The following is a 24,451-nucleotide window of genomic DNA, read 5'->3' as shown; positions in this document are numbered from 1 at the left end:
GAGACAGGAAATCTGCAGCTAAGCAACAGATTATTTTCTATGAATGCAATTAATCAAGTACCCTGACTGTTCCAAGCGAATAACGGCCGTCACTTCTCCTGCCGTCGTTAGCGAAGTCCACTTCCGGTTTGCCAGTTTGCAGGTTGAGGATCGCAGCGTTGACCTTGTAGTTTCCAGGCGCAAGGTTCGTAGGAATTGGCAATGTGCCTGATACCTCTTTTTCTCCTGGAAGCCATTCGCGAATATCTATTGCTGACCGCATTTGGGAGACAATGGCTCCCTGTTCATCAGTTAGTGATAGCTCCAAGGGCCAAGCAAAGTAAAAGGGGGCTACCCCTCTGTTGATCATGTTAAGTTTGATATGCAGCGAGTTTCCCGCATGAATTTCCTTTTCGTGAGACTCCTTTGCAATAACAAACCGATAACCAATGGTTTTCAAAAATCGGTCAATATTCGACTGAAGGCTGCCGCCGGGTGGCTCTTGAGAAGGAGCGCTGGGACCGATCCAGCTTACATGAGTCAGCTTCGACTGTAACAGGGTTTCCTCAATATGAGCGTCATTGAAGTAGTTTTCACCAGACGCAAACTCTCCGCCGCTGGGCGCCGATTTCCAGAAGTCCGGCATGGCTGGCTGATTATTTTGAGTAAGCCAAGACTTATAGCCGTAGGTATACCATTTCAGGAATTCGTCTATCGTTGAGCTATGTGAGCCGAAAGTGTCATTAAATAAACCAAGCCCGTTGTTCAATGCAATTTCATGAGGTCTTCTCATCATCAAACGTTTTTGTTTGAAATTTTGCAAATAATGCTCAACATATTGATCAGTAACTTCTTCTTTAGGAAATTCGATTGATGAGTTTCCTTCATTGTTGGTATGCCACTCGCCCCAGTGTCCTACGCTGCCTAGCTCGATAAAGGCAATTTGGGGATCATTATTGTATCGATTACCTAATGCTTGGATCAGGCGCTCGTGATTTTTGATCAGAACAAGATCATTATAGTCGGGACTAAATCCCTTCCCGTAGTCAGAATCGTACTGAACCCCCTTTTCGCCGATTTCTTTATATAGCCAGTCCGGAATATCTTTATGCGGTGTATGACTCGGATAATCGAGAACCACTCTGAGAATAAGGGATACTCCCTTGTCCTTCCATAATGCAAATTTAAACTTTTTTTCAATTGCATCAAATGCATACTTCCCTTTTTCTGGTTCCAGGTCAGCCCATGTCAAATTTGCATAAGCAAGCCGAAAGGGCTGCTTGGCTTCATTATTTCTTGCATCTATGACAAACCCCATAAAAGGGTTATTCAGAACTTGATTCGTTTCCGCGGGAAAGTAAGATACTCGGTTTATAACTTCAGTTGCCATAAGTTTCCGATAGCCGAATACGTAAAATATCCCCAGAATAAGGCTTATAGCAATGAGCACATGATGAAGACGGAAATGCATGAGATATACCTCCTCCATGATCTATCTTTGAAATATTATCAGACAGGGAATGACGTTACAATACAGATATTGGCAGCGCATCTGTGCGGTTCCGAACGGCGGTGAAAGACCCGCTAGATATCGTCTACATGTTCTGGGCCATATCGGTGGGTATTGCAACTGGGGCGAAGCTCTACCCGGTTTCACTACTAGGCTCTCTCGCTGTGGGGGCAGCCCTTCTGTTCCTGTCCAGGCGCAAAATAAGAGAGCAGCCCTACCTATTGATTATTCGTCATTCGGACGAATCCATAGGAGAGCTGCGCATACGATTAAGACAAATGAACTATTCAGTGAAATCGAAAACGGTCCGTAAAAACTTCACAGAATTGACCCTGGAGATGCGTCTGCGGGATGATAATACAGCTTTTGTGAATGAGCTATCTAGAATTGAAGGGGTGCAGGATGTGTCTCTAATTAACTATACAGGAGACTATGCACAATAACTTTTTGAGGCCCCTGCCTCGCATGTGTGATTAGCTGATAATCTGGATGGTTCGAGTTGCATTCTCCCATATCACGGTCGCGCCAATCGCTTCTCCAACGAAGCGCAGCGGTACGTACGTGCTTCCCTGATAGAGGACCGGAGGAGCATCAAGTTGAACCTTCTTGCCGTTTAATAGAGCCTTCTCGCTATCCAGAGTCAGGCTGATTGTCCGGTTTCCTTTTACTGCTGTTACAGTTTGAGTCTCCTGATTCCAGACTACCTTTGCATTCATAGCCTCGAAGATAGAACGAAGTGGAACGAATGTGCGATCGTTAATAATTTCTGGACGTTGTGGGAAAAAGCGCTCCTTGCCATCTATGATGAGGCGAGGGGCGTTTATTTTTTCGCGAACGGCAAGAATGCCGAGGCTTGGTGACGTGCAAAAAGCGTCTCCTGAAGGTGCCGCCTTGCAAGTAAGCTGGTTGTCCGGAGCCTGCAGAAGCAGCTTGTAGCGCTCTTTCCCGTTCCGGTCAAGCGAATACCAACTGCCGTTGTTATCCTGAAAGTATATATGCTCGGCAGCATCATATTGAAGGGTACTTGGACGAATCTGATTGGCTTCAGGAAGTGAGTAGGTCCAGAGCGCTTTTTGATCATCGATCAGGGTAAGGCTGCGCTCGGTTTCTTTCAAACTCAGCGAAACCTGTGGTTTCACGGCCTCGGGGAGCTTAGCGTTTTGCTTAACCGGCAGCCATTCTCCGCTTGGAAGGACAGATTTCCACAAACCATCGGACTGGTAATAGGCCGTGCTGTCATTAGCAATAAATAGCTTTTGAGGAGAAGAGTCCTGCAATCTCCATGTGACCTCAAATTGGTCTGCACCCTGAAGAGAGGCGTTAATAGGCTCCATGTTTGAAGTAATTTGCGAACGGAATTGCAGTAATTCTATATCTGGATTATGGGTTTCTGAAGGGGAGTCAGCCCCTAGCAGGAAAATGATAGGTAGGGATGCAATAAAGGGAATCCACCGCATGTTCTCATCCTCTTCGAAGTAAAATTGAAACGGTGGCAAAAGGTTACACCGGATTTCTACTTCTAATATAGCAAGAATCCTAGTTGATTTAAATTAATTTCACAAACTAGGCTTACTCTTATCAACACTAGAGTTAACTTAGTTGACATGAGCAGATTTTGAAATTGTCTCTCACTCTGTGAAACTTCACTACGAAAGCGCTACCTGTTAGTTTACTTAACAAAAAAGCAAAAAATGTTTGACAACAGATAGGGTGAGTTGTTAATATTTAATTATTAACATCACTGGAATAAATAAAAGATAAATAACGTGTTATTAATCATTTTTATCTGGGAATATGTTCATTTCATTGGTTTATTTCGAAAATTAATAACATCCGTGGAATAATTAGCCTCATATAACAACATTAGACCATGAAATTAAACGTAAAAGAGGGGAAGACAAAATGGATAAAACATTAGTTGAAGAATATCGTGGAGGTGCGCTGGAATGCGTGCATAGCGGGCATATTTGCGGAGTCTCCATCTCGGGTGCTGTTAAGTACGCAGTAGGGGATGTAGAATCATTAACCTATTTAAGGTCATCCGGAAAACCATTTCAAGCTATTCCTGTTATTAGGCATGGCGCGGATAGAAAGTTTGGCCTTTCTGATAAAGAAACGGCTATTATGATCGGGTCCCATCGTGCGGAGACCTTCCATGTTGAAGCATTGGAATCCATGCTTACCAAGATTGGAGTGGGAGAGGAAGCACTTGTTTGTCACCCCACTTACCCCTTAAGTGTACCTGCTTCAGAAGCCATGCTTAGAGCGCAGAAGCCTAAACGTTCAATTTATCATAATTGTTCTGGAAAGCATCTTGGCATTCTTGCTTTGTGCAAAACAATGGGATATCCGACCGAAGGCTACTTTGAACCTGATCATCCGGCTCAAATCGAGATCGTAGACACGCTCGCTTACTTATCTGAATGTCCTAGAGAACACATCCACTTAGGTACAGATGGTTGCGGATTTCCGGTGTTCGCTATTCCTCTTAAGCATTTAGCAACTGCTTTCCTGAAGTTGGCCTGTCCTGAGGTGATTGAAGATCTTGAAATTCGATCCGCTGTGATCCGAATAACCGCCCTTATGAACGAGCATTATGAGATGATTGCCGGTTCAGATAGAATTTGCTCAAGCCTACTTATGGATCCCAATATTGTTGCTAAGGGCGGTGCTAAAGGCGTGTACTGCTTTGGATTGAAAAAAGAAAAGCTAGCTTTCGCGCTTAAAGTGATGGATGGTTCTGAGGACGAGTGGCCTATCATTACGGCATCCATCCTTGAGCAGATTGGTTATAGCAACCAAGAGACGATTGATCGAATGTATCAACTTACACCAACTGACATTACTAATGATAATAAAAAGGTTATCGGAACAAACAAAGCGGTTTTCACCTTAGAAATCATATAGATACTCAGGCTTAGTTACTAAATTATGTTGAGGAAACTATCTTCAGCAAGATTTTATAACATAGATCAAATTACAGGAGGGGTTATAAAATGAAGAAAAAAGCTACGATTCTAGCCTTATGCACCAGTCTTGTACTTACTTTTGCCTTAGCAGGCTGTTCTACAAATGGCGGGCAGAATGAAGCGGCAAAAGCCACTGGAGCCGCAGGGGCCAAAGAAGCCACAGGCAAGAAAGCAAAAATCTCGTATCTCGATCCGCTTCCAAGCCCGGAAAGAACAGCGCTTATGCAGGGGCTTTTGAAGAAATTCCAAGAGAAAAACCCGAATATCGAAGTTGAATATACGTCTGTCCCTTGGGATGATGCGAATAAGAAATGGATGACCATGGGTGCAGCTGGCATTCTTCCTGACGTATTGAGTATTGATGATACTTCTTTAGTAGCCATGGCTTCAGCTGGTTATATCGAGAACTTGCAGCCCTTTTATGACAAATGGGATCAATTAAATAATTTGACGGAAGCAACCAAACAAGCGAGAAACAAATTCAAAGGTAAAGTTTATGCGATTCCAGATGGATTCTTGCTGCAGGGCTTATTCATTAGAAGTGATTGGTTTAAAGAACTGAATATGCCAGAGACAATCGCGACATGGGATGACTACTTTAATCTAGCGCAAAAATTCACAGACTCAGCGAAAAATAGATACGGTATTTCCTTTAGGGGAGGAGCTAACGGCGTTATTCGAGCAATGGAATATGTGATGGCGGCGGTTCACTCCGACAGTTGGTTTGATAAGGATGGTAAATCGATTTTGTATAAACCTGAAGGCGCTGCGGCCTTTAAGAAATTTTATGATGTTTACTTAAACGGAAATGCTCCTAAAGAGTCTGTCAATTGGGGCTTCAACGAAATGGTTCAAGGATTCTTAAACGGTCAAACGGCTATTTTAAATCAAACGCCTGAAGTCATTATTACAGCTCAGAAAAATATGAAAGAAGGCACATGGAATGTAGTTCCAATGCCAAAAGCTGATGACGGAAAACGTTATATTTTCTGGGGTTACACAGCCGCTTACGCCATGTCCTCCAAATCACAAAATAAAGAGGCTTCTTGGAAGCTAATCGAATTCTTAAGCTCTCCTGAGAACAACCTAGCATACAGCATTAAAAACTCTACGATTCCTATTTACAAAGAAAACCTGAAAGATCCGTTCTTCAGTAAAGGTGCTATTGCTGGGTATGCGGGTTCCATGGCGGATTCCAACATTGTGTTTGCAGGCCCTCCGAGCCATTTAACGAAGCTTGGTCAATTCACGGGAACGTTCGCAGTGGAAGAGACGCAAAAATATTTGACAAAAGCGCAATCGCTCGAGGATACTGTTAAGCATCTTGCAGATTTTCTAACCAAAGAACAACAAGCTTATATGAAGGAAAATCCATAAAAAAGAAGGCAGATAACCGGGGACACGAATGAATCCCCGGTTATCTATTCTGAAAGTATTGAAAAGGCGGGGAGAGAAAACATGCTAAAAGCAATTCGATGGAAATCATTCGAGCCCTATTTATTAATCACTCCTGCTGTTCTAATTATTCTAGCTTTTTTTGCTTATCCTTTACTATCAGGACTTAAGCTTGCTTTTATGCATTATGTCTTATTTGAGCCAGGTAATATCCACTTTTCAGGTTTTGAAAATTTCAGATCTTTGCTGGCAGATAAGAATCTCCCTCAAATATTAGGTAATTCTGTACTTTGGGTCATCTTAACGGTAGGTTTGCAATTCGTTCTTGGATTTATTTTAGCACTAGCGCTAAATAAACAGTTTAAAGGAAAAAACATCTACCAATCTATTGTTTTTCTTCCTTGGGCCGTGTCTGCTTTTTTAATCGGGATGATTTTTAAATGGTTGTTTAATGAACAGAATGGGCTTATTAATTACTTATTGGTGAAACTCGGAATTCTGGAAAAAGGCATCCCCTTTTTGGCTATTCCACATGTCTCTATTTTCCCAGTCATCGCTGCTATGGTTTGGTATGGAGTGCCTTTTTTCGGGATTATGATTCTTGCTGCTCTACAAAACGTACCTAAAGACATCTATGAATCAGCTGATATTGATGGGGCAGGCCGAATGACCAAGCTGTTTAAGGTTACGATTCCTTATATCAAACCGACGATTATTATTACATTGCTGCTTCGAGTGATTTGGGTATTCAATTCAGCCGATTTGATCTATATCATGACCAATGGGGGTCCAGCGAATACTTCTCATAACTTGCCATCTTATATATTTAATAAAATCTTTTATACAACGGACTATGGGCAAGCCTCTGCTTTGGGAATTATGATGTTAGTGATACTTATTCTTTATACGTTAATTTTCTTGAAAACGACTAAATATGATGATGCAGGTGATTTCTAATGGTCTCCTATGTGCGGAATGTAACCCCGACAGTTTCTCGAGTCATTGCGTTAACCTTGTTCCTTATCGGTGCTTTGTTTCCTTTTTACTGGATGCTAGTCACTTCTCTAAAGGATAGACAGGAAATTTATAGCGGGAAGCTAACGCTTTGGCCCAAAAATTTAACGTTTGCGAACTATATAGACACTTTCCAGAATTCTAACTTTCCGCAATATTTTATGAACAGCTTTATTGTAAGTATAAGTAGTTCAATCCTGGTGTTGTTTGTATCCATTCTAGGTGGCTATAGTATGGCCAGATATTCATTTCGAGGCAAGAAGCTATTTCTAATATCCTTTTTAGCTACTCAGATGATTCCTGTGATGGTCATTCTAGTTCCGCTCTTCATTACATTCAGCCAAATACACTTGTTAAATAAACTGCCTTCGTTGATCATTACCTATACCGCTATGAATATTCCTTTTTGCTTACTGACGATGTCCAGTTTCTTTCAAAGAATTCCCGTATCTCTCGAGGAAGCGGCTCTTATCGACGGGTGTAACAAATTTCAAACGATGATTAAAATTATTCTGCCCATTATGCGGCCGGGAATTGTTGCTACCCTTGTATTCGCATTTACAGGCGCTTGGAATGATTTGTTTTTCGGGGTTATGTTTACGAATAGCGAAAGCACCAAAACCGTCCCTGTAGGACTAAGCAGTTTTGTGCAAAAATTTGATATTAACTGGGGACAAATGAGCGCTGCGGGTATTTTATCTTTGATTCCGGTTGTGATTATGTTCGCTTTTGCCCAAAAATACATTGTATCAGGTCTTACAGAGGGCGCAGTCAAAGGATAACGACTTCAATTGGTGAGTCGGAGAGACTTTGAGCTACGCTCAAAGATCCCTATATTAGGAGGAGAATCATGCTGCTGGAAGTTATTGCAACAACAGTGAGGGATGCATTATTGGCCGAGCAGAGCGGTGCGGATCGTATCGAACTCATAACAGGGATTCTAGAGGGTGGGTTAACGCCTAGTTACGGCTTAATTGATGAGGTTGTGCATAGCACGAACATCCCTGTTCAAGTGATGATTCGCCCGCATAGCCAATCTTTTTGCTATGAAGAGAGAGATCTCAATGTGATGATTAAAGACATACAGACAGTGAAACGGATTGGCGCTCGTGGCATTGTGCTTGGGGCGCTTACCTCAGACCGTACGATTGATCACGAGACGCTGCGCCGATTGTTAGATGAGGCGGAAGGGTTATCTGTGACTTTTCATCGTGCATTTGACGAAGTAAGCAATCTGGAGAAGGCTCTAGAGGAACTTTTATCTTATAGCCAAATTGATCGGGTGCTCACATCTGGAGGAAAGCCAAACGTGCTTGACGCGCAAGAAGAGATAAGCCGGCTTGTTAAACAAACGGAACATTCTCACCTGCAAATTTTAGCCGGAAGTGGATTGACGGTCAGTGCAATCCCCTCCTTCCTTCAATCGACAGGTGTTAAAGAGATTCATTTCGGTAGAGGGGTACGAGTGGATAATAATCCGATAAATGAGATTGATACGGAAAAAATTAAAGATATTAAAAATATAGGTAGGGATCATGTTGCTAATGGTTGACTGCGGTGTATAGGATGGTTAACATTAGATTTATTAACATGGGTGGAATAAAGAAGAGGAATCCAAGTAAATGAAAAAAATTGAGAAGCATGACCAAGATGTGATCAGACTGCACAATAAGCAGATGATTTTGGAAATCATTAAAAAGAGTCGACCCATCTCCCGTGCGGAAATCACCAAAATCACCAAGTTGAGTCCTACATCCGTTGGGCGTATCGTAGGTGAGTTATGTGAACAAGGCTTGGTGAGGGAAACCGCGTTAACCTCGGTGGGCGTTGGACGTAAGGCGATTATGTTAGATATCGATCCCCAGGCGGTTTATACAATTGGGGTGGACATTGGTAAAAAGGCGATTAAGTTCGGCGTCATGGAGTTCAGCGGCGAACTTCTCCATGAGGAGCGAGTTGAGCATATCGCTCTGCAAACAACCCCTGAAGCTACGGCCGCCATTATCTCCGAAACGATCAACTTGATGATTGCGCATAAAAATCTCGACAAGTCGAAAATCATTGGCATCGGCATCGGCGTGCCTGGTGTGATCGACCATGAACGGGGAATCGTCCAATATTCGTCGACATTGGGTTGGAGAAATACCCCTTTCGCCCAGTTCATCCAGGACAAGCTGCATATTCTTACGGTCATTGACAATGACTTGAAAGTGAAAATCCTTGCTGAGTATTTACTAGGCTCCGCCCGTGGTTCGAGAAAGACAGCATTGATTGAGTTGGGCACCGGAGTCGGCTCCTCTTTGATCATTGATGGCGACATTTTTCGTGGGGGTTCAAACAGTGCCGGGGAGTTAGGACATACAACGCTGGATCCGAATGGCAACATGTGCGAATGTGGTAAAAGAGGATGTCTACAAACGTATATCGACGAGTCAGCTATTCTGCATGAAGCAAACCGAATCAAGGAGACCGCCGATATCCAGCAGCTGTTTGCGGCTGCAAATAACGAAGAGAACTGGGCTCAAGATATTATTTCCAGAACTTCGCTTTACATCGGCATAACCATTAATAATATCGTGTGCATGTACAATCCCGATGCCGTCATTTTGTGTGGTGACTTGGTGGAAAACTACAGTGATATTGTGCCTTTAATCGAAGAACAGTGTGGGCAGGTGGTATGGGAACCTTTCCGTGACACGTTTAAAATCCTGACTTCCGAGTTGAAGAGCAAATCGATCGTTGTAGGCGCAGCCATGTTAGTAATGAATAACTACGTCGATAAAACTTGATTAAATAAAAGCGTTACGAACGTTTGAGGCGGCAGCCCCACGTCCGTAACGCTTTTTTTAGGCTTCTAAAACCCGGCGCTTCTTCCTTTGAATTCCTTGTGCACGAAGCGTCTTGATCGATAAAATAATGCCCGTAATCGTTAGGAAGATCATACTAATCGCTGCTAAATCGACAAGCCATTTCACATTCGTACTCCCGATTTTTCCCTCATGAAGTCCCTTGATGAACCCTGTCAGACTGTTAGCTCCTTCCTGACCGGGGCCGGGGCCATTAAATGCAGGTCTATTTCCCTGCATAGCTCCAGATGTTCCTTGATCCCCTGAGGTAGAAGGAGTCATCGAATTGGAGGATTGAGACATGGCCCCTTGAGGTCGCATCTCTGCTCCTCCTGAGCCTGTCAGCCACTTCTCGGATAAGAGAAGCCCCGTAATCGATTGGATCAAAATAAAAACCGAGCAAATCAGGCCAATCCATAAATGCAGTTGACGTGTTCTTTTCATGTGAAACCCACCTTTTCCAAATTTGTTGATATAGGTGTAAGTATAGAGGCTTATCCTGAAAAGAATCTGAGGCCTAGCTGAGGGATTGCTGAGTATAGATAGCGCAAAAAAACCTACTGATGCATGATGCATACAGTAGGTTTTTTCAGTGTGTTGCTAGGCAGCCTGTGTCAGCCACAGACCTTCTTATTCAGCTGGTTTGGGTTGAATAACGACGGGAGTCGAAGCAGCAGTAGACTTCTCTGTAGGCGCAGTCTGTTTGCCAATGAACAAGCTGAGCGGCAGCGCGGCTAGCACGATGAATGTGGCTAGCAAGTAAACATCATTCACACTCATGGTGAATGACTGCATCCCGATCTGTACCTTATCTGTCAAGCCGCTGCTGGCCAAATTCTTGGCATGCGTAGCGGTTTGCGTTGAAAGGACAGAAGTGAACAGTGCAATCGCAAAGGAGCCGAACACATTGCGCACCCAGTTGCTGATCGAGGTCGCATGACCGGACAGCGTTCTCGGAATTTGCTCCATCCCAGCATTACTTGATGGCATGGTGGCAAAGGCGATCCCGAGGTTCCGAACGATCATCCAGAACACGATATAACCGCGAGATACATCGACACTTAGCCAGCTAAGCGTTAATGTCCCTATTGCGATTAAGGAAATACCGATGAATATGAGAATACGCGGGCCTATAATACTATATAGTTTACCCACAATTGGCATGCTTAATGCCATCACAAGTGAGGCAGGTAGCAGGATTAAGCCCGTATCAAGCGGCGTCACATGCTGAATATTTTGCAGAAATATAGGAGTCAAAAAAGTGCCTGAGTACAAACTAATCGTAACAATACTAGAAATAATTAGTGTTAGTGTATAACGTGAATTAGATAATACACGAATATTCAACAGCGGTGTCTCTGCACGCAGCTCTCTCCAAATGAAGAGCAGAAGTACGAGGATACCGAGTGCGAACAAGCCAACAACTTTACCTGACGTCCATCCCCAAGCATGACCTTGAGAGAAAGCGACGAGTAAGGAAAGACTGCTCACGATGACTGTTAATAAGCCAAGGAGATCAAATTTTTTCGGTACAGAAAGACGATAATAAGGAATCAACTTAAATACGAGAACAATGGCAATGACACCGACAGGTACGTTCATGAGGAACAACCAATGCCAGCTCCAATTTTGCAAAAGCCATCCGGCCAAGGTAGGCCCAATAGCAGGAGCCATCATGGCAGACAAGGACCAAAGGGAGATCGCAATCGGCTGTTTATCCCGCGGTATCACTTGGTACACAATAGTCATAGTCGCCGGCATGATGAGTCCGCTGAAGGCGCCTTGCGCAATACGGAAGGCAATGAGAGAAGGAGCGTCCCAAGCGACCGCGCATAAAAAGGAAAACACCGTAAAGCCCGCGAGTGCCGTGGCATACAGAAGCTTATAGCTGAACCGCTCACCCAAATAGCCTGTAATTGGGGCGATCGTACCGCTAGCGAGCATGAAGCCTGTAATCGTCCATTGAATTTTGCTTAAATCAGTATGAAAATGATCACTTAAAATCGGTATCGCAATATTAATTGTACTCATACTCAGGATCGCAACGAACGACCCGAAGAAAATAGCAATCATGATCGGCCAGAAACGCACTTGCTGTAATTCATCCTTGCTCAAAGTAATACCTCCACTCTATCCATTGATCTTATCTGTAGTATTCTCTATAATTTGAATGAAAATTATCATACTACCAAATAAGTGTATATGTCAATAATGACATAACAAAGGAGTGGCTATGAATACCCTTTCATATGGCTTACTAAGCCTTTTAACCAGAAATTCCCGAACTGGCTATGAACTAACGCAAAATATTCAGCCATTTTGGCAAGCGAAGCATAGTCAAATCTACCCTCTCCTCGCCCAATTAGAACAGAAGGGGTACGTTGAATTTGTGCATGTTCCTCAGTCGGATAAACCGGATAAAAAGGTCTATTCCTTAACGGATAATGGCAGGGAGGCACTCAAGCAATGGATTGCAGAGCCTACAGATGAGCCCGTCGTAAGGGATGAGTTGTCACTGAAAGTATTCTGTATTGGCCTAGTTGATAAAGAACAAGCACGGAAAGTACTTCATGAGCGTGAGGTATACTACCAGAAGAAGAAAGAGAAGTTCGTACAATCTTATGAACGAATTAAACAAGATAGTGTTAAACCGGTCGAGGAACTGGAGATCCATGATCCGTTATTCGGGATCTATGTGCTGGTCCAGAAGGCAACGCTGAAAGTAGACGCAGATCTGGCCTGGTGCGAGTGGATGAAGTCTAAGCTGAAATAATTGCTAACGAGTTTAGATTTATTTAAGTATTAATTTAGCAGGGTTTTAGACTAGAGAGGTAAGATAGATGAAGGAGTGATGAACATAAACGGGGGCTGTATATGAGTAAAAAGTTAGGGATTTTCTTTGTGATCATCATCATAGGCGTGGCGATTGCCGCGGTATTTCCCTACGTCACTTTGAATCCGGCCGACAGCCGAGTCAAGCTAAATACGGCATTTTCCCTACACTATACCGTACTTGTTCTACATATTGGATTCGCATTTGTTGCGCTGGTTAGTGGTTTATTTCAATTTCATAAACGCTTCCGCACCAACTATCCGACATGGCATAGGGCTTTGGGACGCGTGTATGTCGTCAGCGTTATGCTGGGCGGTCTCTTGGGACTCGTCATGACCTTGTATATCGAAAGCTTTACGAAGGCCATGGCATTTCTAGCACTGAGTCTACTTTGGCTATTTACAACCTGGAAAGGCTTTCGCTACGCTGTCCAAAGGCAATTTGATGAGCATCGTGTATGGATGATTCGCAGCTATGCCATCACACTCGTCGCCACATCGGCAAGATTGATTGTCCCGATCTGTATTTTGCTGTATATCGCTAAAATGGGGTTCCATCTTCCAGCAGGCGGTCGTGAGCAAATGGTCGCTGATATTTTAGAAATAAACATCTGGATTGGTTTACTTATCAATCTGATTGTTGTGGAATGGTTCCTGTTAAGACGTCGGAAAGATAAGTGACCACTGAGATAACTCCCATTTTGAGGTTCGCATAAGTAAGATGTTAGTAGGATATTTTCTTTAAAATCATGCGAATGATATCTCCCGTTTCCAATTCATCCGTCATAAAATGATCCTCAAAAACAGGGTCCTTTAACGCGGCTACACACTTGTCCACTTGTTGAAATTGCCATCCCCCCGGCTCATCACCACGTTTGGTCAAACGGTTATTCAGTGTCTCCGCGGAAGCACTAAGGCAGAAATGAAAGACATCCTTGTCTATACTTTTGAATCCATCATAGATATAGTCGAAATTCTGGCGTTTATAAATGGTCATCGGCACAATGAGATGCTTGTTGTACGTCGATTTCAACTCAGCAGCAGCTTTGACCGTGAGAACCCTCCACAGCTCCATATCTTGAAAATCATCCGTTCGCTCATGAACGAGTCGATCCTCTACACTAATTAGCTTTCTAAGCATATAACCGATTTCTTCCGGGTCAAAAATCATGCTGCCTGGAACTTGAGGTTGTAGCCTATTGGCGGCTGTCGTTTTTCCTGCTCCGAAAGCTCCATTGATCATGATAATCATGGTATCACTCCTTATGTTAGATCAACCGCCAACCTCCTGAATGACCGTTTGGATCTTCTGCAGCCGGATATACTCGGACTTTTCCAGCTGAGGCCGAAAGTAGGCGTACAGATAGGCAGCGTCATGGAATTCCAGACCGGGGTAGCAAACAACCTCTTGTACGACTTGAGGGTTATCCATAATAACCTGCCACTCGCCTTTGCGGTCTGTTGGAGATATGGAAGATAAGACATGCTTTTTCGCTGCTAAGGTAGCATTAAGTTCAGGCCAAATGCATTCCCATGAGGGGCTGAAGATAACCGGCTCAGGGAACAGGCGGCTTGCTTTGGCGATGGTATGCTCAATGCCTTCAATGTCAGTATCCCCGGCTGTTTTGATCGCCTCCGTCATGCCATCTAACAGTCGGCGGAATCCGGAGTATCCCTCGGAGAGGACTTCATTTTGAAACGCTATTTCTGCTTCGCCGGTGGGAAGCGTTTTGAAATCTGCATATGTATGATTGGCCATATAGGTATGTACCCCCAAACAGTTCCTTTTTCCAAAATGTATCACAAAAATTTTTCCAATAAAAGCCTTTACATATTAAATTACCCTCTTTGGTTTAAATTCAGTTTATAAATGTCCCTTATGCTAATTCCATTCGAAGGAAATGGCAAAGGAGCGATTAGCAATGAGTAGTGAACCAAAGAAAGTAGCGTGGATTATAGTAGGACTAATGCTCGGGATGCTGCTTGGAGCCCTAGATCAGACGATCATCTCGACGGCGATGCCAACCGTTATTCGAGATTTGGGCGGGATTGCGATGTACAGCTGGGTGTTCTCCATCTACATGTTAACCTCGACGACGAGTATGCCCATCTTTGGGAAATTGGCGGATCTATATGGTAGGAAGCGTATTTACCTCGTAGGGATTGGTATTTTCGTAATAGGCTCTGCGCTATGCGGGCTGGCGACGAACATGACGGAGCTAATCATCTACCGCGGTCTGCAAGGTATTGGCGCCGGTGCATTAATGCCGATTGCAATGACGATTATTGGCGATATTATGCCCGTAGAGAAACGCGGGAAAATGCAAGGTTTGTTCGGCGGTGTAATGGCTTTGTCTAGCATAATTGGGCCAGCGATCGGCGGCTTTATCGTGGAACACTTGAACTGGAGCTGGATTTTCTATGTGAATCTTCCGTTTGGTATCGCAGCAATGGTGATTATCGGTTCAGCACTTAAAGAAAGCCGTACCAATGAGAAACGCTCCATAGATTGGTTAGGTGCACTCACATTAAGCGGAGCTATTGTTTCAGGTTTACTCGGTCTGGTGTTAGGTGGGGATCCAGAGGCAGCGGGAAGCCTACATTATGCGTGGGGCTCTCCACAAATTATCGGTCTTTTCTCAGCGTGTGCCATTCTTCTGGGGTTGTTCCTCTGGGTTGAAACCAAAGCCAAAGAGCCAATGATCCCCCTGCATTTGTTCAAAAATAAAGTCATTTCCGTCACCAGCATGATTGCCGTTTTGATGAGCGTAGGCATGTTCGGAGCTATTACTTACATTCCTTTATTCGTGCAAGGCGTCATTGGCGTCAGCCCTTCGATTGCTGGTTATATCTTGACGCCTCTTATGTTATCCGTTGTGGCATCAGCCATTATTGGCGGAAGGATGTCGAGCAAAGTGTCCTATCGGACCTTAATAGGTACGGGGATGATTCTCATAGGTATCGGTTTCACCTTCATGTCGACCATGGATGCTGGTACTTCCAAGCTCTTTATCATCCTCTATATGATCGTGGCTGGGCTAGGTATGGGTCTTATTATGCCAACGCTAAACATTGCGGTGCAAGGTGAAGTTGGGCCGACTAGTCGCGGTATTGTAACATCGCTAGTACAATTTTTTCGTTCCATCGGGGCAACGGTGGGGGTGAGCATCATGGGCGTCATGATGACGAATCGGATGGCAGAAGGCCTTACCGGTATGGGCGAAAAGTTCCGCCAAATCCCTGCGGAGCAGCTCAAACAATTCGCCAATCCACAGCTGCTGCTGGATGCGAATGCGCGATTGAAGCTGCCTGCCGACATTTTGACAGAGCTGCAGCAGGTGTTTGTTCATGGTTTGAGCGGCATATTCTTGGCAGGGAGTCTCATTGTTTTTGCCGGAGTTATCATCACTTTCTTCTTAGGTAAGGCAAGGATGCTGCCGCAAGAGACAAAGCCTTCCGATAACGATTTACGACCGAATAAAGACTCGGTGCTGCAGCAATCTGAATTCGTCTAAACCGGTTTGCTGTTGTATGCTAGAAGGAATAAGAATGAAACAAGGCTTGAAAAAAAGGAAACAAGACTTAAAAAGCGAGGCTACATTATGGCACCCATTATGATCGTAGATGATGATCCTTATATACGCGAACTGGTCCGCGTCTTCATGCTGAAAGAAGGCTTCGATGTCATCGAAGCCTTGGACGGCGCAGATGCGCTCAAACAACTCGAAACCGTCCAAGTCGACATGGTGATCATGGATATCATGATGCCGAATATGGACGGGTGGGAGCTGTGCAAAGAGCTGAGGGAGCATTATGATATCCCTCTGCTCATGCTCACCGCCAAAGGCGAAACCTCGCAGAAGGTCAAAGGCTTCGAGCTGGGCACCGACGATTACCTCGTCAAGCCATTCGAGCCTGTGGAGCTGGCGATGCGAGTGAAGGCGCTGCTGAAGCGTTACAAAATTGCTTCTTCCCAAACGGTTCAGGTCGGAGACCTGAGCATGAACCGCAAAACCTACGAAGTAACCGTAGGCTCCGAGAGCGTCACCTTACCGCTCAAAGAATTCGAGCTGCTCTATAAGTTGGCGAGCTACCCAGGCAAAACCTTCTCGCGTGACCAGTTGATCGAGCAGATTTGGGGCTTCGATTACGAAGGTAACGAACGCACCGTAGATGTGCACATTAATCGGCTTCGCGAGCGCTTTCCCGAGGAGCTGCATGCTTTTCGGATCGCAACAATCCGTGGATTAGGTTATCGGATGGAGGTGCTGCGAACATGAGAATGAAGAAGCGAAAGAGGTTAGTAAAGAGCAAAATGACTAAAGCTCAGCGGGTCCGCGGCTTTTTGTCTGCTGTAAGCATTTTTGTGCTTATTATTCTTTATTGGTTGGCAGCCTTTTACGGGACAGAATGGCTATTTGCGTCTATCAACAAGCGCCCTTCAGCGGTCGTTGTCCAATTGATCAACTCGCTCGGCGGCATGTTTCTTTGGGGAATAACCATGGCCTTCCTAGGCAGGTTTTTCCGCAGTAAGCAAATGCTCTTTTTTAAAACGATGGTTCAGGCGATTCAAAGTATGTCTAGAGGGGATTTCAACGTGTCCGTCGATAATAATCCACATGGTGGTCCTTTCGTGGAGTTGGTGGATTCGATCAATAACATGGCCGTTGAATTAGGGCAGTTAGAGAAAATGAGGCAGGAATTCATCTCCAACGTATCCCACGAAATACAGTCGCCTTTGACCTCGATTAGCGGCTTCTCCCGCGCTTTACAGAATGAACAGATTACAGCTGCGGAGCGTAAGCATTATCTAGAAATCATTGAAGCTGAGAGTACACGGCTATCTAAACTTAGCGATAACTTACTGAAACTATCTTCGTTAGAATCGCAGCACCACCCATTTGAGCCGAAAAGTTACCGGCTGGATAAGCAAATACGCAATCATATTCTGGCCTGCGAACCACAATGGGTGGATAAAGACATAGAGATGGATGTTGAACTAGAGGAGGTTACACTAATTGCGGACGAAGACCTACTGAGCCAGGTATGGACCAATCTGATTCATAACGCAATCAAATTCACGCCTAATGGCGGAACGATCGGTGTTCATCTCACAGGGAGCGGGGAAGAAGCGATTATCCGAATTTCGAATAATGGGGCGGGCATTTCGGAGGAGGATCGAGCGCATATTTTTGAACGTTTTTATAAAGCGGATAAATCCAGAAATCGAACGTCTGGCGGCAATGGACTTGGCTTATCTATCGTGAAGAAAATTACCGAAATGCATCAGGGAACTATTTCCGTAGTCAGTGCGCCGGAAGAGAAGACCACATTTACAGTTCGGCTTCCGCTGCCAAAGTAGAAGTGAACGCAAATAGAGACCCCCGCTTATCTATGATAACCGGAGGTCCCTAAGGATCAATAATGGTATTCAATTGTACCTATACAACTCCAATCAATCAACTAACGTTGCAAATTACGACTTTACTTACGAACGGATCCTTTCCTCGAATAAACGCTATTCACATTTACCGTGTTGGATTCCCACATGCCCGATGAACGAAGAATCGTTCCCGCACCTCTTCTTCCGTCGTTTGAAGTAAAAGTGGGCATGTTTCGCTAACGTTGTCCATTGGACTATCCCCTTCCTAAGTTGAGAATATCCTGGCTCCTATCAGGGTGCCGTACCGTCTGTGCGGCTTGTCCTTCAAGTGGGCCTGCTCTTATAATAGCCCATTATTAAAATATTGTAAATATTCAGATTATTCGATAAAATCCAATTTTTGCCGACAAATTTAGCTTATTCGTTGAATTTCTTCCGTTTACTTTGTTTTAGGCGAAATTTTGATTTCTTGTTTATGACCGTTAAGTGAACCGGTAATCTAGGGAGGAACTCGAACTCACTTATTCAACACAATCAACCTTCCTCTTGAGGGTGATCTATCAACTACCTTCCTCCAGCATACGACATTCTTTGGACTGCTCGAACGCCATTTGATGCATAACATGCAGTTAATTTCGCTTCAGTAGGCTTTGCGGTTCAATTTGCTGCATTTCCTGCAGCAAATTTCCCTGAAACAGACCTTTTGGGCCCATTCGGGAGAAATTAGCTGCACATTTTGCAGCAAATTCCTCCAACAAACGTTCGGGCGCGTAACTTTGATGCACAAAATGCATGTAGTGTGGTTTTCACGATCTACCAAACTGACTTACATAACCTTTCCCCAGCCGCAGCACGATCCATCACGCCATTCCCAACTAGTCGGTGCCCTAATGTGAATTCTTCAGCTACTAAGCGTGTTTTTCATCGTTAAAGTCGGGATATCGCTCAATATCGTCACCTTAACGATGAAAATCATCGTTATACTTCTAACTGAAGGGCTTGTATGTGAATTCTTCTGCTCGTAAGAGTGTTTTTTATCGTTAAAGTCGGGATATCGCTCAATATCATCACCTTAACGATGAAAATCATCGTTATAATTCTAACTGAAGGGCTTGTATGTGAATACTCCAGCTCGTAAAAACGTATTTCATCGTTAAAGTCGGGCTACTGCTCAATATCATCACTTTAACGATGAAACTCGTCGAATAATGGACTAAGCATCTAGACTACTTGGAGAGGCAACTCTGTGTAACTTGCCCCGAAAAGGGATTAATGGCAAGAAACCTCCCGAAACATGCAGCTATTTCCGATTTGCTTGCAGCTGGCTGAGAAGCTTTTTCGGAGCTGTCCGTGCATATCCTTCCATCATCAGGTCTTCGATTTCACTCCAAGGTACCTTGTCTGTATCTAGAATCGAAACCCAGCCATGCTGTCCAATGTAGGGCGTTTTGTGGTAGGGTGTACCCTCTTGATGAAGGAGGAACTCTTGTGTTGTCAGGTTCGTTTTGATAGCTGTAGATGGTTGACCATCCGTCTCGCCCATCATTACGAAAGGTTTATCTTTCACACGGAACGTGATATGACCGAAGCCATCCACCTTCTCTTCTGCTTCTGGCAGTTCCATGCAGAAAGCTCTAACTTTAGCGACCAACTCTAAGCCCTTAACGCTTACAAACTGATGTGTCATATGAAACACTCCTTATGAATTTATAAAAGAGAACGAGTGAATTCCTTGAACCTTGTGCCTTGATACATTAGTGTTCCCTGATCACCCTCTACGATATAACCAAACTGCTCCCGTCCCACCATTAACTCGAGCCTACTTCGATCTTCAAATTCAAAGGTAGCATAATAACTCGTACTTGCACTTGAATCTCCAGAACCACCGCTGACATGCATTCTTTTGGCTACGACCTTACAGTTCCGACTTTGGATGGGGGAGGCATTATTGGATGACCATGTCATAAGTGATTTAATAATTAAAATGATAATAGTGCCAATGATGAGAACGAATACACTCGCAAAGATAATTAGAAAAAGATTTCCGCCGCTTCCACCAGGGAAAGGCCCCATGTTAAACCCAGATGACATGTCTTTCACTCCTTAACGTAAGGATATTCCCGAATTTCTAGAGAAATCGTTTAACGAACCGGTAACCCGTCTCATGAAAGCCTAATGGCTCATTGGCGGCCCGTGATTCGTCGTTCTTCTCTGATCCGGTGATCCACCACATACCCGAGCAGGCGTGCTTACTGGTTAGCTGCTCGGCATAGTTTTTTAGTTTATCTGCGGCTGCTAGGCGGCTCTTCGTTTCATCCACAGAAATGACGGAGATTTCACTGAATTTCAAAATCTTATCGGAGCCATGGCGAATGCGAAAGCCTAATGTACCGAGAATTTGATTCTTCTCCTCATATACATAGAGTGATTCATCCGGGTTCTCACGCATAAAATGCAGCCTATTTTCAATGTGTAAAGGTGAAATGGCCTTGCCGGTACGCTCTGAAACAAAGCGGCTAATTTGATTGGTATCTTGGGATGTAGCCTCACGAATGGTATACGTCATAGTCGTCCTTCTTTCTATAATCCAATGATTCTGCTAATTATACCATATATTGGAACATAAGTTCTATATTTGCTTGAAAATCTGCTTTTTCAATCGTACTTCATCAACGATTTGCAAAGGAAAGTAGCGATCTGCAAAAAACAAAAAAGCAGTTGAGCAGGAAATACATTCTGCTCAACTACTTTTCGTGCTGAAACTTATTGGAAAGCTTAATAAAGAATGCGATTACGCTTGAGCGTGGATCGTATTCAATGTTGTGCGATCGCTCGCTTGCACGAGCTTGATCAGCAGTTCCTTCGCGGCGGCATAGTCATCCACGTGAAGAATGGACGCGGATGTATGAATATAACGCGCGCAGACACCGATGACGGCAGAGGGAATGCCGCTGCCTTGCACGTGGACCTGTCCGGCGTCTGTCCCGCCCGCCGAGATGAAGTACTGATACGGAATCTTATGCGTCTCGGCCGTATCCAGAATGAACTCGACCATCCCACGGTGGGTGATCATCGTGGGATCAAAGATACGCAGCAGCGCACCGCGCCCTAGCTGCCCAAAGGCATTGCGGTCGCCGGTCATATCCCCGGCGGCGCTGGCATCCAGCGCGTAGAACAAGTCCGGCTGGATGAGATTCGCAGCCGTGCGTCCGCCGCGCACGCCAACTTCTTCCTGTACGGTTGCACCGGCGTACAGGACATTCGGGAGCTTCGGCCCGCCGTGAAGCTCCTTCATCAGCTCAATCGCCAGGCCGACGCCGTAGCGATTGTCCCAAGCCTTGGCCATAATCCGTTTCGGATTGGCCAGGGGTGTGAATGGGCAGATGGGAACAATCTGCTGCCCGAGACGAACGCCGATGCGCTGCGCATCGGCTTTATCTTCAGCGCCGATGTCAACATACATCGTCTTGATGTCTGCAGGCTTGCTGCGTGCCGCTTCGTCCAGCAAGTGCACGGGCACCGAGCCGATTACGCCGATGATCGGCCCTTGATCCGTCATAATTTGCACGCGCTGCGCGGGCAGTACTTGACTGAACCAGCCGCCGAGCGGCTGGAACTTGATTGTGCCATGCTCCGTAATGCCGCTCACGATGAAGCCGACCTCGTCGAAATGGCCGGCCACCATGATCTTAGGGCCTGTTTCGTCGCCGAGCAGGATACCGAACAAGCTGCCGAGTCCATCCTGAACGAACTCGTCTGTATATTTCTCCAATTCACCGCGAACAAACTTGCGGATTTCTCGTTCAAAACCGGGCGCTGCTTGCATTTCCGTCAGCGTCCGAAAAAGCTCTAACGTTTCTGTATTCATGTGGGGTTCCTCACTTTATCGAAATAGGCTTTAGTACAAATATGAGATCTATTTTACCATAATGGAGAAAAAAATGGATTTAAGGCAATTCCCCTCTTTACAAAACTAATGATATTAGTTATTATACTAATATAAATAGTAAACGGGAGGCGTTATTATGAAAATGACACGTATCGGTTCTTTGTATCAACTGGCTTTTATGCCGAGAATTTTTCCGGTGAATTGCTATTTGGTGGAGGAAGAGAATGAATTAACGCTTATTGATGCGGCGCTGCCATTCAGTGTCAAAGGCATTCTTCAAGCAGCAGAACAGATTGGAAAGCCGATCACTCGCATCGTCCTTACACATGCACATGGAGACCATATTGGGGCACTTGACGGTTTGAAAAAGGCGCTGCCGAATGTTAAAGTCTATATCTCTAGAAGAGATGCTAAGCTGCTGGCGGGCAGCAAAGAATTAGAAGCTGGCGAACCGAATTCGCCGATTAAGGGAGATGTTCCTAAGTCTGTGCAGACGAAGCCGGATGTACTGCTGGAGGATGGCGACCGCGTAGGATCGCTGCAAGCTGTATCAGCTCCTGGGCATACACCAGGAATGATGGCTTTCCTAGATGTGCGCAGCCGAGTGTTGGTTGCTGGGGATGCTTTTCAAGTTCGTGGCGGTGCAGCGGTCTCGGGTGTTATGAAATTCTGGTTTCCTTTCCCGGCGATGGCGACATGGAATAAAGACGTATCGTTGGAGAGCGCACGCAAGCTGAGACAGCTAGAGCCGAGCCTCCTGGCCGTCGGACACGGACGGATGATCGAGCAGCCGATTCCAATTATGGATCGCATTTTGGAAGAAGCAGCCAAAAAGTTTCATACAGATGCAGCAACAATTTAGAGACAGAAAAGAGGAACTTTCGTGGCATACAGACAGGGGTTAGACGCAGAGACTGTACTCCAAGCAGCAATTGAGATGGCTGATTTACAAGGTGTTGAGCAGCTGACACTAGCTGCATTAGCAGCTAAATTAAACGTAAAAACACCGTCACTATACAATCATATTAAAGGGTTGCCTGATCTTAGAAAGCAGCTTTCCCGGCGCGGCCTCGTACTCATTAAAGAAGCGATGGTCGAGGCTGTTATTGGCAAAGCCGAAGATGACGCACTGTTGGCAGCAGGCTTCGCTTACGTCATGTTTGCTAGGAAGCAGCCGGGATTATACGAGGCGATCTCCTCATTGCCTGACTACGAGGATCCTGAGTTGAAGGAGGCTGGCAGCCAAGTTGTTCTCTTCATACTGCGCATTTTAGCGCCTTATGGACTCAGTGAAGAAGATGCACTGCACGTGGTACGCGGATTTCGGAGCATGGTGCATGGCTTTGCCTCACTCGAACATAGAAACGGCTTCCGAATGGAGCTGGAAAGAGACGAGAGCCTGCGGCGTTTGCTTCAGACATATTTAAGAGGATTACGAGTAGCGGTGAAATGAGAATAAGCGCGAGGGGCCGTGGTGGCTTCTTGCGCTTTTTTAGATTGTATGTTTTGGGATGGGGATAAGCGAGGCTTAGCCTCTATTCAGCTTGGTTAGCTATGTATTTTGCTGGATGATATTTGGTAAGTATAGTTTAATTGAGGAGTAATATGTTTGTTTTTCTGGTTTGGGACAAGTGGACTGTCAATTGGATCTCAGTTCGATTTTAGAGTCGTTTCAGCAGCCAGAGAATGTGAATTTCGGCGTAACTTGCGAAGAATCAACTATGACAAACTCGCTCGTCCAAAAGGATAGCTTAAGTCGGTTATCCTTGCTCCAAGTTGGGTTTCGTGCAAGCCTCCACCTGTAGGCCTGAATCCACAAACCCCATATCAATCGCACGCCATAAATATAACGAGGCAAAGCTGCGATAAGGCGCCCAATTCGGTGCGATTTCGCCTAAGTAGTTACCATCCTTGCGATCAGCTAGGGTATGCAGCCATTTGGCCGCGCGTTGGAGGCCGGCATCGCCAATTGACATGACATCGGGTCTGCCTAATGTGAAAATGAGGAACATTTCCGCTGTCCAGGCGCCGATGCCTTTGACACTTGTGAGCTGTTTGAGCAGCTCTGTGTTATCTAAATCTTGTAGATTGTCGAGTGCCACCTCGCCGGTTATCACCTTTGTGCTGAGGTCCCGGATGTAGCGGATTTTGGGATAGGAGACCCCGCATTCCCTGATTGCCTCCTCTTCCACAGCGAGTACAAGCTCAGGCGTGACGTTCGGTATGACGAGCTTCACTCTGGCTTTAATCGTTGCGGCCGCTTTTGCCGAGAGTTGTTGGGAAATAATCGACATTACTAGCGACTCAAAGGGCTTGTAGCTGGGTGTGAGTGTAAGATCACCGATCAGTTCAATGAGACTAGCAAGTTTGCTGTCTGCTTGGGACAAGGCAATTATCGCAGGATGCATTTTAGTCAATAGTATTGTAGTTACCTCAGGTTGGATAGACTGGTTTGACTCTTCAAATTCCGTAGTTTCCATGGCGAGAAAACCTCCTTAGGTTCAGTATTTCCATCATAATGGTCATCAGGCTATTCGGCCTAGTTAAATTTGCAAAAAAACCTATTGGTGATACGCAAACTTATCCAATTGTACGCGCTTTTAGTATAATAAAAGTAAGATAGTGATAGAAGGA

The 24,451-nt window shown here is 45.0% G+C and carries 25 protein-coding genes; 14 read left to right on the top strand and 11 right to left on the bottom strand.

What is annotated here, in order from left to right; genetic code table 11:
- Nucleotides 1–49: 49 nt before the first annotated feature.
- Nucleotides 50–1,450 carry a DUF4832 domain-containing protein gene (locus AC58UU_RS31000; protein ID WP_497321301.1) on the bottom strand — a complete coding sequence of 467 codons (1,401 nt, stop codon included), beginning with the start codon at nucleotides 1,448–1,450 and terminating at the stop codon, nucleotides 50–52.
- A gap of 83 nt (nucleotides 1,451–1,533) precedes the next feature.
- On the opposite strand from AC58UU_RS31000, the gene AC58UU_RS30995 reads away from it, so the two are divergent.
- Nucleotides 1,534–1,932, top strand: a complete 399-nt coding sequence (locus AC58UU_RS30995; protein ID WP_497321300.1) for a hypothetical protein — start codon at nucleotides 1,534–1,536, stop codon at nucleotides 1,930–1,932.
- Nucleotides 1,933–1,962: 30 nt separating this feature from the next.
- Here the strand turns inward: AC58UU_RS30995 and AC58UU_RS30990 are convergent, their stop codons facing one another.
- Nucleotides 1,963–2,946, bottom strand: coding sequence for a copper amine oxidase N-terminal domain-containing protein (locus tag AC58UU_RS30990; RefSeq protein ID WP_497321298.1), 984 nt, complete (start codon nucleotides 2,944–2,946; stop codon nucleotides 1,963–1,965).
- A 445-nt stretch (nucleotides 2,947–3,391) separates the two neighbouring features.
- Between AC58UU_RS30990 and AC58UU_RS30985 the strand changes: the two genes are divergently transcribed.
- From AC58UU_RS30985 to AC58UU_RS30960, 6 genes are all read left to right on the top strand, one after another.
- On the top strand, nucleotides 3,392–4,396 hold the full coding sequence (locus tag AC58UU_RS30985; RefSeq protein ID WP_497321296.1) for an asparaginase: 1,005 nt from the start codon (nucleotides 3,392–3,394) through the stop codon (nucleotides 4,394–4,396).
- Between the two features lie 89 nt (nucleotides 4,397–4,485).
- Nucleotides 4,486–5,835 carry an ABC transporter substrate-binding protein gene (locus AC58UU_RS30980; protein WP_497321295.1) on the top strand — a complete coding sequence of 450 codons (1,350 nt, stop codon included), beginning with the start codon at nucleotides 4,486–4,488 and terminating at the stop codon, nucleotides 5,833–5,835.
- An 81-nt stretch (nucleotides 5,836–5,916) separates the two neighbouring features.
- Complete coding sequence (locus AC58UU_RS30975; RefSeq protein WP_497321294.1) at nucleotides 5,917–6,810, top strand: carbohydrate ABC transporter permease; 894 nt, start codon at nucleotides 5,917–5,919, stop codon at nucleotides 6,808–6,810.
- Nucleotides 6,810–7,649: a carbohydrate ABC transporter permease gene (locus AC58UU_RS30970; protein WP_497321293.1), complete on the top strand. Its 840-nt coding sequence runs from the start codon at nucleotides 6,810–6,812 to the stop codon at nucleotides 7,647–7,649. The genes AC58UU_RS30975 and AC58UU_RS30970 overlap by 1 nt, the downstream gene beginning before the upstream one ends.
- A gap of 68 nt (nucleotides 7,650–7,717) precedes the next feature.
- Entirely contained in the window at nucleotides 7,718–8,419 is a 702-nt protein-coding gene (locus AC58UU_RS30965) for a copper homeostasis protein CutC (RefSeq protein WP_497321292.1), read from the top strand.
- Nucleotides 8,420–8,489: 70 nt separating this feature from the next.
- Entirely contained in the window at nucleotides 8,490–9,656 is a 1,167-nt protein-coding gene (locus AC58UU_RS30960; RefSeq protein WP_497321291.1) for an ROK family protein, read from the top strand.
- Nucleotides 9,657–9,713: 57 nt separating this feature from the next.
- On the opposite strand, the gene AC58UU_RS30955 is transcribed toward AC58UU_RS30960, so the two are convergent.
- Entirely contained in the window at nucleotides 9,714–10,157 is a 444-nt protein-coding gene (locus AC58UU_RS30955; protein WP_497321290.1) for a PepSY-associated TM helix domain-containing protein, read from the bottom strand.
- Nucleotides 10,158–10,343: 186 nt separating this feature from the next.
- Nucleotides 10,344–11,828 carry a DHA2 family efflux MFS transporter permease subunit gene (locus AC58UU_RS30950; RefSeq protein WP_497321289.1) on the bottom strand — a complete coding sequence of 495 codons (1,485 nt, stop codon included), beginning with the start codon at nucleotides 11,826–11,828 and terminating at the stop codon, nucleotides 10,344–10,346.
- Between the two features lie 118 nt (nucleotides 11,829–11,946).
- Here AC58UU_RS30950 and AC58UU_RS30945 point away from each other — a divergent pair, with 118 nt between their 5' ends.
- Nucleotides 11,947–12,486: a PadR family transcriptional regulator gene (locus AC58UU_RS30945; RefSeq protein ID WP_497321287.1), complete on the top strand. Its 540-nt coding sequence runs from the start codon at nucleotides 11,947–11,949 to the stop codon at nucleotides 12,484–12,486.
- A gap of 101 nt (nucleotides 12,487–12,587) precedes the next feature.
- Nucleotides 12,588–13,226 carry a DUF2306 domain-containing protein gene (locus tag AC58UU_RS30940; RefSeq protein ID WP_497321286.1) on the top strand — a complete coding sequence of 213 codons (639 nt, stop codon included), beginning with the start codon at nucleotides 12,588–12,590 and terminating at the stop codon, nucleotides 13,224–13,226.
- Nucleotides 13,227–13,269: 43 nt separating this feature from the next.
- Here AC58UU_RS30940 and AC58UU_RS30935 read toward each other — a convergent pair whose 3' ends face one another.
- Nucleotides 13,270–13,797, bottom strand: coding sequence for an AAA family ATPase (locus tag AC58UU_RS30935; RefSeq protein WP_497321285.1), 528 nt, complete (start codon nucleotides 13,795–13,797; stop codon nucleotides 13,270–13,272).
- 21 nt (nucleotides 13,798–13,818) lie between these two features.
- On the bottom strand, nucleotides 13,819–14,304 hold the full coding sequence (locus tag AC58UU_RS30930) for a hypothetical protein (protein ID WP_497321284.1): 486 nt from the start codon (nucleotides 14,302–14,304) through the stop codon (nucleotides 13,819–13,821).
- 163 nt (nucleotides 14,305–14,467) lie between these two features.
- Between AC58UU_RS30930 and AC58UU_RS30925 the strand changes: the two genes are divergently transcribed.
- From AC58UU_RS30925 to AC58UU_RS30915, 3 genes are all read left to right on the top strand, one after another.
- A complete protein-coding gene (locus AC58UU_RS30925) occupies nucleotides 14,468–16,060 on the top strand; it encodes an MDR family MFS transporter (RefSeq protein WP_497321283.1) in 1,593 nt (530 codons plus the stop codon).
- Nucleotides 16,061–16,147: 87 nt separating this feature from the next.
- On the top strand, nucleotides 16,148–16,825 hold the full coding sequence (locus tag AC58UU_RS30920) for a response regulator transcription factor (RefSeq protein WP_497321282.1): 678 nt from the start codon (nucleotides 16,148–16,150) through the stop codon (nucleotides 16,823–16,825).
- Nucleotides 16,822–17,907: a sensor histidine kinase gene (locus tag AC58UU_RS30915; protein WP_497321280.1), complete on the top strand. Its 1,086-nt coding sequence runs from the start codon at nucleotides 16,822–16,824 to the stop codon at nucleotides 17,905–17,907. Before AC58UU_RS30920 ends, AC58UU_RS30915 begins: the two co-directional genes overlap by 4 nt.
- Nucleotides 17,908–19,228: 1,321 nt before the next feature.
- Here the strand turns inward: AC58UU_RS30915 and AC58UU_RS30910 are convergent.
- The 4 genes from AC58UU_RS30910 to AC58UU_RS30895 form a co-directional block, all read right to left on the bottom strand.
- Nucleotides 19,229–19,615 (bottom strand): MmcQ/YjbR family DNA-binding protein, encoded by a 387-nt coding sequence (locus AC58UU_RS30910; RefSeq protein ID WP_497321278.1) that lies wholly within the window; start codon nucleotides 19,613–19,615, stop codon nucleotides 19,229–19,231.
- Between the two features lie 20 nt (nucleotides 19,616–19,635).
- Entirely contained in the window at nucleotides 19,636–20,019 is a 384-nt protein-coding gene (locus tag AC58UU_RS30905; protein WP_497321277.1) for a DUF2500 domain-containing protein, read from the bottom strand.
- 37 nt (nucleotides 20,020–20,056) lie between these two features.
- Nucleotides 20,057–20,494, bottom strand: a complete 438-nt coding sequence (locus tag AC58UU_RS30900; protein ID WP_497321275.1) for a GNAT family N-acetyltransferase — start codon at nucleotides 20,492–20,494, stop codon at nucleotides 20,057–20,059.
- Between the two features lie 225 nt (nucleotides 20,495–20,719).
- The gene (locus AC58UU_RS30895) at nucleotides 20,720–21,796 is read right to left on the bottom strand and encodes a M42 family metallopeptidase (RefSeq protein ID WP_497321274.1); all 1,077 of its coding nucleotides are present in this window, start codon (nucleotides 21,794–21,796) and stop codon (nucleotides 20,720–20,722) included.
- A gap of 157 nt (nucleotides 21,797–21,953) precedes the next feature.
- Here AC58UU_RS30895 and AC58UU_RS30890 point away from each other — a divergent pair, with 157 nt between their 5' ends.
- Nucleotides 21,954–22,679, top strand: coding sequence for an MBL fold metallo-hydrolase (locus AC58UU_RS30890; protein ID WP_497321272.1), 726 nt, complete (start codon nucleotides 21,954–21,956; stop codon nucleotides 22,677–22,679).
- 21 nt (nucleotides 22,680–22,700) lie between these two features.
- Nucleotides 22,701–23,270 carry a TetR/AcrR family transcriptional regulator gene (locus tag AC58UU_RS30885; protein WP_497321270.1) on the top strand — a complete coding sequence of 190 codons (570 nt, stop codon included), beginning with the start codon at nucleotides 22,701–22,703 and terminating at the stop codon, nucleotides 23,268–23,270.
- A 307-nt stretch (nucleotides 23,271–23,577) separates the two neighbouring features.
- Here AC58UU_RS30885 and AC58UU_RS30880 read toward each other — a convergent pair whose 3' ends face one another.
- Entirely contained in the window at nucleotides 23,578–24,297 is a 720-nt protein-coding gene (locus AC58UU_RS30880) for a DNA-3-methyladenine glycosylase family protein (protein WP_497321268.1), read from the bottom strand.
- Nucleotides 24,298–24,451: the final 154 nt, after the last annotated feature.

It is taken from the genome of Paenibacillus sp. JT22N1, assembly GCF_059692155.1.
Note: the sequence above shows the minus strand (reverse complement) of the source record. Positions and strands in the feature narration are given on the sequence as shown.